Here is a 12,101-nt window from a genome sequence, read left to right as displayed (position 1 = left end):
ACAGCCGGCTGAACTGCGCCAATCTAACACGATATGAAGCCAAATTGTGCAAAGCGAAAGCGCGTCGTTATTCAGGCAAGGGAATGAAATCCTGTTCATCGCCCGGCACGATATCGAAGCGGCCCGTGCGCCATTCTTCCTTGGCCTGCTCGATGCGTTCCTTTGACGACGAGACGAAGTTCCACCAGATATAACGTTTCGACCCGAGCGCCGCGCCGCCGAAAAGCATGATATGCGCGCCTTCAGGCCCCGCCTGCACGACAATATCGTCACCGGGACGGAAGGCCAAAAGCCTGTCCGGCGGAAACACTTCGCCGCCAATACCGACATTGCCGCTCAGCGTATAGATCGCGCGTTCTTCCGCTGTCGGCGGAATGGGAAAACGGCCATGCGGCTTGATGCGGATATCGGCATATAGCGTGTCCGCGTGCTGGATGACCGGCGATTTCAGCCCATGCATCGCCCCGATAATCAGGCGACCGTCGAATTCGGGATCACTCATCAACGGCAGATCGGGCGCGTTGGTGTGATAGAAATGCGGATCGATTTCTTCCAGCGCATCAGGCAGAGCCAGCCAGGTCTGCACACCGGAAATCGAAAGCGGCCCGTTGCGCTCCTCTTCCGGCGAACGCTCCGAATGCACGATACCGCGTCCCGCCGTCATGAGGTTCACATCGCCGGGGCGCACCACCATTTCCGTGCCAAGGCTGTCGCGGTGACGGATGTGACCGTCAAACAGATAGGTGACCGTCGAAAGACCAATATGCGGATGCGGGCGCACATCCAGCGCATCGCCGTCGCGCAAGACTGCCGGACCCATGCGGTCGAAGAAAATGAACGGCCCCACCAGTCTGCGGCGCACAGTCGGCAGCGCGCGGCGCACTTCCAGACCGCCAATATCGCTCGTGCGCGGGATCACCAGCGTCTCAATCGCATCCACTGTCGTCTTGTCGCCAAGTACCGGATCAGGACAGGGGAAAAAGCTCATGAGACATACTCCTTTATTAAACCGTCGCAGTGCTTCGGGAGGTGCCGGATAGCACAAAACAAAACCGCACCGGCAGGCCGGTGCGGTCCGCACTCATCAATATGGCGCTGGATTAGCGACCCTGCAACAGCTTGGAAAGCGCGTTCGTGTCCGGCACCTGACCGTTGGCGGTCAGCTTGTCCACCAGACCCGGCAAGACTTGCGAAAGCTGGTTCAGCAGTTCCTGCTGGTCAATGCCTGCATGCTGTGCGATCTCGCTGAGCGTCTTCTGGCCGATGGCATCGCCAAGCTGGCCGGGCTCGATGGAATGGTTCTGACCCTGGCCGACCCAGGATTCCACCTTGTCACCAAGACCTGCCTGATTGAGCTGTTCCAGAAGGCCGCCGAGACCACCGCTGAGCGGGCCCGGTGCGGAAGGTGCAGCCGAAGCGTTGCCCGCAGCGGCGCCACCAAGCAGGCCACCAAGACCGCCGAGAATGCCGCCAAGCAATCCACCGCCGGCCTCATTGGCCGCTGTAGGCGAAGCATTGCCAGCAGCACCGCCGCCAAGCAGGCCGCCGAGAAGACCGCCCAAACCGCCACCAGCCTGCGACTGGTCAGGCACCGGCTGCGCCTGCGTCGGTGCGGGTTCTTCCTTGCTGCCGCCGAGCATCTTGCCGACCAGCAACGCGCCAAGTGCAATCATGATTGGCTTGGCAAGACTGCCGCCGGGGATCGGCGAACCGTTTGAGTTATCGTCGTAACTACCCATGGCGCAATACTCCCTGTTATCCCATGCAGCTGACGTGCACGCGGTAAGTTAAAGTTAAAACGATTTCTCGTTTTGACAAGCATATTAACTTGCCTCTGCGCACTAAATATGAAAATTTTCCGTGAGCGCGAAACAAATGTTTATCCGCGCTTCAGGAGATATAAGATGTCTATAATAAGCTGGATCATTCTCGGCCTGATTGCTGGCTTTATCGGCAGCAAAATCGTCAATAAAAGCGGTCAGGGCGTCTTCTTTGACATCGCATTGGGCATTGTCGGCGCAATCGTCGGCGGCGTGCTTTCGTCTTCACTTTTCGGTCGGGGCGTCACCGGCGCGTTCGATCCGATCAGCCTCATCATCGCCATTGTCGGTGCAGTCATCGTGCTTTGGGCCTATCACGCCATCACCGGCAAACGAAGCATCGGCTAATATATATTGTTTAGTAAATTGCCGGCTCCGGTTTACGCCGGAGCCATTTTTGTTTTAGAGCGCATCCCGAAAAGTGTGAAACGGTTTTCGGGATGCGCTCTAGAGTAGACGATTAGAGCGGGCGACCCGATACATATGTTGTTGAGCTTATGAGCTTTCTCGAACCCTACATTACGGCCTATGGCGCATTGGCGCTCTTTGTCATCGTCTATTTCGAGTCGTTCGGCGCGCCCCTGCCCGGCGAGAGTGCGCTGATCGCAAGCTCGCTTCTGGCACTGCATGGCACATTGAACATCGAAGCCGTGCTGCTCGCGGTGTTTATCGGCGCAGTGCTGGGCGATTGTACCGGCTATCTGATCGGGCGCTTCGGCGGACGCAAGGTGATCCTGCGCTATGGCCATCTGGTGAAGCTGACGCCGGAAAGGCTCGACCAGTTCGAAAAAATGTTCGACAGCAAGGGATTTTATGTCGTCGCAACGGCGCGTTTCGTCGTGCTGCTGCGGCAGCTCAACGGCATTATTGCGGGTTCCATGAAGATGAACCCGCTGCATTTTCTGGCTGCAAATATGATTGGCGCTGCCGGTTGGACGCTCTGCTGGGGCCTTGGCCCCTATTTGCTGAGCGGCGTGCTCGCGCCCTATGTCACCCAGCTGCGCGCTTGGTTCTGATTATTCCGCGTCGAGCGGCTCGGTGCCGACAGGCTGGCCGTCGCGACCGATGCGGATTTTCTCGACCTTGTCTTCAGCCGATTTCAGCAGCGTGTCGCAATGCTTCTTCAGCGCTTCGCCGCGCTCATAGATGCGAATGGATTCTTCCAGCGGCACGTCGCCCCGCTCCAGATCGTCGACGATCTTTTCAAGCTGCTTGAGCGCATCCTCGAAGCTCATGACCGCAATATCGGCGTTGGACGGTTCGGTTACCATGATTCATCCTTTCAACAGCCGCGTAATATGCGTAGATGCGGACTGCGACAAGCCCTCTAGATCATATCCACCTTCCAGCACACTCACGAGCCGGTGATCGCAATAGCGTTCCGCCCGTTCCATGAGTTTGCCGGTTGCCCAGTCGAAGTCCGCCTCGTCGAGATTGATCTCGGCCAGCGGATCGCGAAAATGGGCATCGAAGCCAGCCGAAATAAGGATCAAATCTGGCCGGAAGTTGTCCAAAGCAGGCAATACACGACTATTAAATGCTTCGCGAAATTCGCGGCTACCCGTATTGGGCGAAAGCGGCGCGTTGACGATATTGCCAACGCCGATTTCATCCTTCGCGCCCGTGCCCGGATAGAGCGGAAACTGATGCGTGGAGCAGAACAGAACGCTCGGATCGTCCTGAAAAATATCCTGTGTTCCGTTGCCGTGATGCACATCCCAGTCGATGATGGCCACGCGTTCGGCACCGTGATGGCGCTGGGCATGACGCGCCGCAATGGCAATGGAATTGAACAGGCAGAAGCCCATGGCGCGCTCGCGCTCGGCATGATGGCCCGGCGGGCGCGCGGCGACGAAACCATTGCTGGCAGCGCCCGAAAACACGTCGTCGACCGCTCCCATCGTCGCGCCGATGGCGGTGAGCGCTGCTTCCATGCTTTTCGGGCTGACATAGGTGTCGCCGTCGAGTTTCACGACGGGCTGCAGCGCTTCCTCATCCTCGACCGGCTCCGGGATATTGGCGCGCACGGCATCGAGATGCTCTTCAGGATGGGCAAGGAGGATCGTATCTTCGCTGGCCTTCGATGCCTCGACACGGTCAAGCCGGTAAAAGTCCGGGCCTTCCAGCTCGCTCATCAGCGCGCGAATGCGATCCGGTCGCTCGGGGTGCCCGGATGGCGTCAAATGTTCCAGATAAATCGGATGCCAGTAAAGCCGTGTTGTCATGCGCGTATTATAGCAGCAGCGGGGCACATGACCATGACGGTCCTGTGCATATCCCGCATGCGGCCTTCAGATGATTTCGGTGCGGGCAATACCGATGCCGAAACCTTCGAGGCCAACATAGTGACGCTCGCGCGATGCCAGCAGCACGATGGAGGTGATGCCCAGATCCTTGAGGATTTGCGCGCCAAGGCCGATCTGACGCCATTCTTCTTCGCGGGCACGGGCTTCTGCATGGCTTTCATGCTCGGCCTGCAAATTATCGCGGGCGCGTGCATCGTGATGATCGGCACGAACACCGACCGAGCCTTCGCGCAGATAGACCAGAACGCCGCGGCCTTCCTTGCCCATGCGCTCCATGATTGCATCCAGATTGCTGCCGCCCTTGCCGAATACATCGTTCAGCACGTCTTCGCGATGCAGGCGCACGGGCACTTCCTCGCCGTCGCGAATGTCACCGAAGACCACAGCCACGTGCTGCATCGGTTCCCACGGCAGTTCGTAAGTATAGGCATGGGCATTGCCTGCGCAGGTCTTGACCGGCGCATCACCGACGCGCTTGACTAGCGTTTCCTTGCGCTGGCGATAGGCGATGAGATCCGCCACCGTCACGCGGTGCAGCGTGTGCTTTTCGGCAAAGGCCTTCACATCGGGGCCGCGCATGACCGAGCCGTCATCATTGACCAGTTCGCAAATGACGCCAATCGGCGGCAGATTGGCAAGCTTGCAGAGATCGACGGCGGCTTCCGTATGGCCCGAACGCATCAGCACGCCGCCTTCGCGCGCGATCAGCGGGAAAATATGGCCGGGGCGCACGAAATCGTCCGGACCAGCATTCGGATTGGCCAGATTGCGCGCCGTCAGCGTGCGGTCTTCCGCGGAAATGCCGGTGGTCGTGCCATGGCGATAATCAACCGTGACCGTGAAAGCGGTGGTGTGGGCGGATTCATTCTCGGCGACCATCGGCGCGAGATTGAGACGCCTGGCTTCGTCGCGTGGCATGGGCGTGCAGACGATGCCCGATGTGTGGCGCACGATGAAGGCCATCTTTTCCGGCGTGCAATGCACGGCAGCAACGATCAGATCGCCTTCGTTCTCGCGGCCGTCATCGTCCATGACGACGACAATCTCGCCGCGCTCAAATGCGCGCAATGCATCCACAACCTGCTTCTGATTATAGCTCATCGACATACACCCCTGTTAAATCCGTCCTGGCTGGCCACTTTTTCAGACGCGACCCGTTTGGCCGCGGTGACGCAGATAATGATCCGCGATGGCGCAAGCGACCATGGCTTCGCCAATCGGCACGGCGCGGATGCCAACGCATGGGTCGTGACGTCCCTTGGTCATCACGTCCACTTCCTTGCCATCCTTGTCGATGGAGCGGCGCGGCGTCAAAATCGAAGAGGTCGGTTTGACCGCAAAACGCGCCACTACCGGCGCACCGGTGGCGATGCCGCCCAGAATACCGCCGGCATGGTTGGACAGGAATAGCGGCGTGCCGTCATTGCCCATCCGCATTTCGTCGGCATTTTCCTCACCAGTCAGGCGCGCAGCTTCAAAGCCATTGCCGATTTCCACGCCCTTGACGGCGTTGATCGACATCAGCAGGCTGGCAATATCCTGATCGAGCTTGCCATAGATCGGCGCGCCAATACCGGCAGGCACACCCTCAGCCACGATCTCGATGACTGCACCGACCGACGATCCGCTCTTGCGGATGCCATCGAGATAATCCGCAAACAGTTCGACCGAACCTGCATCCGGCGAGAAGAAAGGATTGTTGTCCACTTCCGACCAGTTCCAGCGGCGACGGTCGATGCCATGAATACCCATGGCCACCAGCGCACCTTTGACTTCCAGCCCTGGTACGATCTTCCGCGCAATAGCGCCAGCCGCCACACGGGCCGCCGTTTCGCGCGCTGACGAGCGGCCGCCGCCACGATAATCGCGAATGCCGTATTTGACGTCATAGGTGTAATCGGCATGGCCCGGACGATACTGGCGGGCAATCTCGCCATAATCCTTGGAACGCTGATCCGTGTTTTCGATCATCATCGAAATCGGCGTGCCGGTGGAAGTCATGGTCACGCCGTCTTCGCCCAGAAGAACGCCCGACAGCACGCGTACCTGATCCGGCTCGCGGCGCTGGGTGGTATATTTGGACTGACCCGGCTTGCGCTTGTCGAGATAGGACTGAATTTCGGCTTCGGTAAAGGTGATGCCGGGCGGGCAACCATCCACGACGCAACCCAGCGCGAGACCGTGGCTTTCGCCCCAGGTGGTTACGCGGAACAGATGACCGAAACTATTATGAGACATGCGCGACGCCTGACTAAAATAACCCTGGGTTGCCCCGGAGGCAAACCCTGACGGGCAGGATACCAGCTACTTTACCGGGCGTTTTATTGAGCTTTTCCGGATCGGTCAAATCATGGCCATCATCGACCTGAAATTTCCTTCGGTTCATCCCGATCCGGTATTTTTTTTGACACATTCGGTACGCTACATTGAGGGCAACAAAGCGCAAGCCGCTAATGAACAAATGACGACGTCGTGTCGATTCGCTCAGGCGATGCCTTCACCGGGACACGGCAATGCAAATGGGCGAAAAAGCGGGCAAAAGGAGCGGAAACCCATGCAGTATCTGGTCGGATTGATCCTCATTCTCGCCTCGCTGTTTTCAACAGTCGCAATGGCGGACGATGCCGAAGGCAAGATCACGTCCATCAACAAGGACAGCGAAACGCTTTCGCTTGATGATGGCAAGACCTACAAATTGCCCGGCGAGTTCGATTACAGCGCCATAAACAAGGGCATGAAGGTCCTCATCATTTACGATATGGTGGACAATACACGCTTCATCACCGACATTCAGGAAGCGCCGTAAGCGCTTGCTATAGGCAATTGGCAGGTTTGACGAGCGGCTGAAAAGCCGCTCTTTTCATGGGTGAAACCAGCCGCTGCGCACCACACGCGCCCAATCCGGACGCCCTGCCTTCTCGGCAAGTGCCACCATGCGCGATGTGTCGTAAGGAATGCTGCGCATCGTCACCAGCCAGCCGGACGGGCCTTCCTCTATCACGGCATAGGACGCATTCGGATTGCCGGTTTGCACGACATGCGGGCGCGGCTGATCATCGTCATAACCAGGGCAACCGACACTGCCGGGATTGACCAGCAGACTGCCATCGCTCAGGCGCAAAATGCGCGGCATATGCGTGTGCCCGCACAGCAGCAGCGACGCGGAAATATCCTCGGCTTCTGCTTCAATCGCCGCCCGTGATTGCAAAACGACATCGCCGTTTTCCGTTACAGTCTCGACCCAATAGCATGTGTCGCTCGTCGGCGTGGCGTGGCAGGCGAAAATGCGACCATCGGCCAGCGTGCGCGTTGCGGGCAAGGCGCGCAGCCATTCCAGATGCGTCTCGTCGATCTGCTCCCGCGCCGCACGGTCTGAACGGCTCATCTCGTCGATGGGTTGTTCGACCAGCCAGCGATCATGATTACCGCGAATGGAAATCATATCACGGGCGATCAGCATGTCGGCTGTTTCGCGTGCGGCGAGCGGTCCGCTCAGATGATCGCCGAGATTGATGATGGTTTCGATGCGCTGTGCGTCAATATCGGCAAGCACCGCCGCCAGCGCATCGCTGTTGCCATGGATATCCGCAATGACGGCAAAGTGTTTGAACGGCATAAAGCAACCCTTCGCTATATGAGCGCAATTCTGCCGCCGATCATAGCCGCCATCAGCGGCTTGTCACACCCATTCGAGCTTGCCGTTTTCGAACTTCAGAATTTTGTCCTGCGGGATCGAGAGATTGGCCGCTTCATGGCCGTCCACATCGCCGTAGAGATAGAACAGCGTGCGGATGCAGCCGCCATGGGTCACGCAGACGGTCGGCCATTCCACGGCTTCCACCCAGCGGCCAATGCGCTGCGAAAGGCCCATATAGCTTTCGGCAGTGGTGCCCGGCGGCACGAAATTCCATTTGTCGCGGGCGCGTACTTCGATGAGATCGTTCCGGTCCTTGGCGATGTCTTCCATCATGAAGCCCTGCCAGTCGCCGAAATTCACTTCCATCAACTGCGGATCGGTGCGGAAATCATACGGATCAAGGCCCATGCGCAAGCGGATGCGCTCCATCGTCTCACGCGTGCGGCGCAGCGGACTTGCCACGAAATCGAAGCCCGCACCGTCGCCGATCAGCGCTTTCAGCATATCGCCGTTGCGGTCAGCCTGCGTGCGTCCATGGGCATTGATGTCGATATCGAGCTGCCCCTGAATGCGCTGCGAAACATTCCAGTCCGTTTCGCCATGACGCGAAAAGTAGATGATCTCCCGGGCCAAAGCCTTACCTCTAAAGCGTTGCCAATCGAAAACGATTGTCGAAACCGTGCCGACTGTTCTTCTCTAAATTAGGGATAACTTTCCCGGCGTGGGAAAGACAAAGAAAAATCCCGAAAAGCATGTCAACTTTTCGGGATTTCAGAAGGGTCGTATCAGTCCTTGACGACTGAAATGTCCGGCGCGTCGACGGCTTTCATACCAATGACGTGGTAGCCGCTATCGGCATGGTGCACTTCACCCGTCACCGAACGCGACAGGTCGGAGAGGAAGTAAAGGCCGACATCGCCCACTTCCTCAATCGTCACAGTGCGGCGCAGCGGCGCATTATATTCGTTCCACTTGAGAATATAGCGGAAGTCGCCAATGCCCGAAGCGGCCAGCGTCTTGATCGGGCCAGCCGAAATCGCGTTGACGCGGATATTCTGCGGGCCGAGATCGACGGCGAGATATTTCACGCTTGCTTCGAGTGCAGCCTTGGCAACGCCCATGACGTTGTAATTCGGCATAACCTTCTCGGCGCCGTAATAGGTCAGCGTCAGGATCGAGCCGCCATCCGCCATCAGCTTTTCCGCGCGGCGGGCAACCGCCGTCAGCGAATAAACCGAAATCAGCATCGTGTTGGTGAAGTTGGCTTCCGACGTGTCGAGGTAACGGCCAGTCAGTTCGTCCTTGTCGGAGAAACCGATGGCATGCACCAGAAAGTCGATCTTGCCCCACTTCTTCTCAAGCGCATCAAAAACAGCGTCGATGCTCGCGGCATCTGCCACGTCGCAATGACCGGCAACGAAAGCGCCAAGCTCTTCAGCCAGCGGCTCGACGCGCTTCTTCAATGCATCGCCCTGATAGGTGAATGCGAGCTCTGCGCCGGCATCGCGGGCGGCCTTGGCAATGCCCCAGGCGATGGAGCGGTTGTTGGCCACGCCCAGAATCAATCCACGCTTGCCCTGCAACAAACCTGACTGTGCGGTCATTAAGGGTCCTCATTGAAAAATAATAAACTTGTTGCCCTATCGCACAGGCTTGCATCACCTTCAAGCAATTGCAGCGAAAAAGCCGGGCATTGTCACCTTACTGCCGCAAAGCTACAACACCCGGCCCGCATTTTGGCCTTTGTGACCACAGAAAAACAGTTCTGATCGATTAAAAAGCAATTCAATCGATCAGAATCGCAACAACCCTGGTTGTTCAGGTCTATTCGCTCCCAGCAGCTTCCCGCTCTGGGAAGGCATGAATCAGCCTTCCCGGCGCTTCTTCAGGAACTCTTCCAGTTCCGCGTCGCCGCCATCCGGCAGCATGATGCGGATATGCACATAAAGGTCGCCGCGCCCGCCCGCTTTCAGCGGCAGGCCCTTTTCCTTCAGGCGCAACACCCGATCCGAACTCGACCAGGCCGGAATTTTCACCGCGATACGCCCGTCCAGCGTCTCGACCTCTTCCTTGCCGCCCAGTGCGGCATCGCTGAGATTGACAGGCAGATCCACATGCACATCGCGCCCTTCGAGGCGGAAACGCGGATGCGGCTTGAAGCGGATCGTCACCAGCGCATCGCCGGGCGTTCCACCCATCAGCGGTTCGCCCTGCCCTTTCAGGCGGATGGTCTGGCCATCCTCGACATATTTCGGCAGCTTGATGTTGAGGTGCTTGCCATTCGGGAAAATTGCCTCGACCTTCTCCGCCCCTGCCGCCTGCGACAGGGTCACGTCGATAGATGCGGTCAGGTCTTCACCCTTGGCATTGCCAGCGGCGCGGCCACGGGGACGCCCGCCACCGCCAAAGGCGCTGCCGAACAGGTCATTCAGAATATCTTCCGCGCCGCCAAAGCCTGCGCCCTGATGGCCGCCGGGGCCGGAACGGAATTCGAAATGGCTGTTGCCGCCGCCCTGACGAAAACCGGCAAACGGGTCGCCATGCGCGCCGCCGAAGCCCTGCCCGCCCTGGAAACCCTGAAACAGCGGCTTGCCTTCCGCGTCGATTTCGCCGCGGTCGAACTGGCCCCGTTTGTCCTTGTCGCCGACAATTTCATAGGCCTGATTAATTTCCGCAAAGCGCTCCTGCGCCTTCGGATCATCCTGGTTCTGATCCGGATGGTGCTTTTTGGCCAGCTTGCGAAAGGCCGATTTTATTTCTTCGGGCTTCGCCGTTTTGGCGACGCCCAGCACGCTATAGGGATCGCGCATATAGTTCCTCATTCAGGAAAACGACTGTGAAGTCAGTGGTAAGACTCATTGAGCCTAATATGCGCATGAGGGAAGAAAAGTTCCAGTCTGTACAGACTATAGGCCGCGCTTATTGTCAGATTGGCGCGAAGGACGTCACTGTCCACTGGCCGCCGCGCTGCATGCAGGTTTCGCCGCGATAGATGGAAACACCGTCAAAAGCCTCACGCGAGGTTTCGAATTCGCGGCAGAGCTGGTCGTTCTTGTTGCTTTCGGCAATCGTCGTGATCGTGCCCTGGCTGCCGGTATTCGGATTGGCCCATGGAACCGGCTTCTTGCCCCATTGCGTGAAATTCAGCGCAGAAACAACGTTCTGGACCGCCGACTGATCGGAGAGCTTGCCGGAATCCGTCTCGGTCGGCTGCTTGACCGAACCGGTAATGGTCGTCGAATCAGGCACGGCCTTGTCGATGCTGACGCCGCCCATCGCACAACCGGCGAGCGAAAACATGGTCATGCCGAGCACGACATTGCGCAAGGCCGCAGCATAATCAACGGCAAAGCCAATATGTTTCTGGTGGCAGGCAGTTCCAGCGGCCAAACGCTACTTCCTCAAATTTACACGCTATGGATGCAGCGATTATGGCGGCAGTGGGTTAACAAGCGATGAGGTGGCAAGGTAAACAAATCCATACCAATGCACAACAGCAACTCTGTGGGTTTCGATAGCCGACTGGCGGAAAAATATCCCTCCATATTGACGGTGCGGCATAAGCAATCATCCCGGCATCCAACCTGTCTGGAGGTGGACAAGATGCGTTTTATGGAGGAAGCTCGCGCCAGTTTTTCAGGTCGGGATTCCCGTTCCGGCCATACCTCATTCGAGAATAGTGGAAATGACCAGCTCAAGCGACGACTTCACCCTGTCCTCCCAGCCTTTCAAGCTCTTTGCGGAGTGGCTGGCCGATGCAGGCAAGACCGAACCGAACGATGCCAATGCCGTGGCGCTGGCGACCGTCGATCCCGACGGACTGCCCAATGTGCGCATGGTGCTGCTGAAGGATTTCGACGAGCAGGGTTTTGTCTTTTACACCAATTATGAAAGCAAGAAGGGGCAGGAAATTCTGTCCGCTGAAAAGGCTGCAATGTGCTTCCACTGGAAATCGCTGCGCCGTCAGGTGCGCGTGCGCGGCCCGGTCGAAAAGGTGAGCGACGCCGAAGCCGACGCCTATTACGCGTCGCGCCCGCGCGGCAGCCGCATCGGCGCATGGGCCTCGAAACAGTCGCGCCCATTGGAAAGCCGCTTTGCGCTGGAAAAATCCGTCGCAGAATATACGGCGAAATATGCCATTGGCGATATTCCGCGCCCGCCCTATTGGTCGGGTTTCCGCATTCGTCCAGTCTCGATCGAGTTCTGGCACGACCGCGCGTTCCGCCTGCACGACCGCGTCTTGTTCACCCGGCCCGCGCCTGAAGGCGACTGGAACAAGGACCGGCTTTATCCGTAAGGGGAAAGAAAAAGGCCGCTCACAAGAGCGGCCTTTTTTAT

15 protein-coding genes are annotated in these 12,101 nt (G+C 58.2%); 4 read left to right on the top strand and 11 right to left on the bottom strand.

The genetic code is table 11. From position 1 onward, the window contains the following. Positions 1-67: 67 nt before the first annotated feature. Positions 68-988 carry a pirin family protein gene (locus ACTJKP_RS07695; protein WP_078338033.1) on the bottom strand — a complete coding sequence of 307 codons (921 nt, stop codon included), beginning with the start codon at positions 986-988 and terminating at the stop codon, positions 68-70. A gap of 112 nt (positions 989-1,100) precedes the next feature. Beyond that, positions 1,101-1,739 carry a YidB family protein gene (locus ACTJKP_RS07690; RefSeq protein ID WP_440630222.1) on the bottom strand — a complete coding sequence of 213 codons (639 nt, stop codon included), beginning with the start codon at positions 1,737-1,739 and terminating at the stop codon, positions 1,101-1,103. A 165-nt stretch (positions 1,740-1,904) separates the two neighbouring features. On the opposite strand from ACTJKP_RS07690, the gene ACTJKP_RS07685 reads away from it, so the two are divergent. Beyond that, complete coding sequence (locus ACTJKP_RS07685) at positions 1,905-2,168, top strand: GlsB/YeaQ/YmgE family stress response membrane protein (protein WP_078338128.1); 264 nt, start codon at positions 1,905-1,907, stop codon at positions 2,166-2,168. A 149-nt stretch (positions 2,169-2,317) separates the two neighbouring features. Further along, the gene (locus ACTJKP_RS07680) at positions 2,318-2,836 is read left to right on the top strand and encodes a DedA family protein (RefSeq protein WP_138786599.1); all 519 of its coding nucleotides are present in this window, start codon (positions 2,318-2,320) and stop codon (positions 2,834-2,836) included. On the opposite strand, the gene ACTJKP_RS07675 is transcribed toward ACTJKP_RS07680, so the two are convergent. The 4 genes from ACTJKP_RS07675 to aroC all read right to left on the bottom strand — a co-directional run bounded on the left by ACTJKP_RS07675 (position 2,837) and on the right by aroC (position 6,364). After that, positions 2,837-3,091 (bottom strand): exodeoxyribonuclease VII small subunit, encoded by a 255-nt coding sequence (locus ACTJKP_RS07675; RefSeq protein ID WP_078338030.1) that lies wholly within the window; start codon positions 3,089-3,091, stop codon positions 2,837-2,839. It lies immediately after the preceding gene. A gap of 3 nt (positions 3,092-3,094) precedes the next feature. Then, on the bottom strand, positions 3,095-4,045 hold the full coding sequence (locus tag ACTJKP_RS07670) for a histone deacetylase family protein (RefSeq protein ID WP_440630221.1): 951 nt from the start codon (positions 4,043-4,045) through the stop codon (positions 3,095-3,097). Between the two features lie 66 nt (positions 4,046-4,111). Continuing rightward, positions 4,112-5,227, bottom strand: a complete 1,116-nt coding sequence (gene ribB / locus ACTJKP_RS07665; RefSeq protein WP_440630220.1) for a 3,4-dihydroxy-2-butanone-4-phosphate synthase — start codon at positions 5,225-5,227, stop codon at positions 4,112-4,114. 42 nt (positions 5,228-5,269) lie between these two features. Further along, the gene (gene aroC / locus ACTJKP_RS07660) at positions 5,270-6,364 is read right to left on the bottom strand and encodes a chorismate synthase (RefSeq protein ID WP_113534698.1); all 1,095 of its coding nucleotides are present in this window, start codon (positions 6,362-6,364) and stop codon (positions 5,270-5,272) included. Positions 6,365-6,680: 316 nt separating this feature from the next. On the opposite strand from aroC, the gene ACTJKP_RS07655 reads away from it, so the two are divergent. After that, positions 6,681-6,932, top strand: coding sequence for a DUF1344 domain-containing protein (locus tag ACTJKP_RS07655; protein WP_078338126.1), 252 nt, complete (start codon positions 6,681-6,683; stop codon positions 6,930-6,932). A 54-nt stretch (positions 6,933-6,986) separates the two neighbouring features. Here ACTJKP_RS07655 and ACTJKP_RS07650 read toward each other — a convergent pair whose 3' ends face one another. The 5 genes from ACTJKP_RS07650 to ACTJKP_RS07630 form a co-directional block, all read right to left on the bottom strand. Continuing rightward, positions 6,987-7,742, bottom strand: a complete 756-nt coding sequence (locus tag ACTJKP_RS07650; RefSeq protein ID WP_440630219.1) for a metallophosphoesterase family protein — start codon at positions 7,740-7,742, stop codon at positions 6,987-6,989. Positions 7,743-7,805: 63 nt separating this feature from the next. Next, positions 7,806-8,396: a histidine phosphatase family protein gene (locus tag ACTJKP_RS07645; RefSeq protein WP_440630218.1), complete on the bottom strand. Its 591-nt coding sequence runs from the start codon at positions 8,394-8,396 to the stop codon at positions 7,806-7,808. 152 nt (positions 8,397-8,548) lie between these two features. Further along, entirely contained in the window at positions 8,549-9,367 is an 819-nt protein-coding gene (fabI, locus tag ACTJKP_RS07640; RefSeq protein WP_109368447.1) for an enoyl-ACP reductase FabI, read from the bottom strand. A gap of 261 nt (positions 9,368-9,628) precedes the next feature. Further along, positions 9,629-10,573, bottom strand: a complete 945-nt coding sequence (locus ACTJKP_RS07635) for a DnaJ C-terminal domain-containing protein (protein WP_440630217.1) — start codon at positions 10,571-10,573, stop codon at positions 9,629-9,631. A 115-nt stretch (positions 10,574-10,688) separates the two neighbouring features. Next, positions 10,689-11,120 carry an RT0821/Lpp0805 family surface protein gene (locus ACTJKP_RS07630; RefSeq protein ID WP_440630320.1) on the bottom strand — a complete coding sequence of 144 codons (432 nt, stop codon included), beginning with the start codon at positions 11,118-11,120 and terminating at the stop codon, positions 10,689-10,691. 328 nt (positions 11,121-11,448) lie between these two features. On the opposite strand from ACTJKP_RS07630, the gene pdxH reads away from it, so the two are divergent. Beyond that, on the top strand, positions 11,449-12,060 hold the full coding sequence (pdxH, locus tag ACTJKP_RS07625; RefSeq protein WP_440630216.1) for a pyridoxamine 5'-phosphate oxidase: 612 nt from the start codon (positions 11,449-11,451) through the stop codon (positions 12,058-12,060). Positions 12,061-12,101: the final 41 nt, after the last annotated feature.

It is taken from the genome of Brucella sp. 22210, assembly GCF_052045675.1.
Taxonomy (GTDB): Bacteria; Pseudomonadota; Alphaproteobacteria; order Rhizobiales; family Rhizobiaceae; genus Brucella.
Note: the sequence above shows the minus strand (reverse complement) of the source record. Positions and strands in the feature narration are given on the sequence as shown.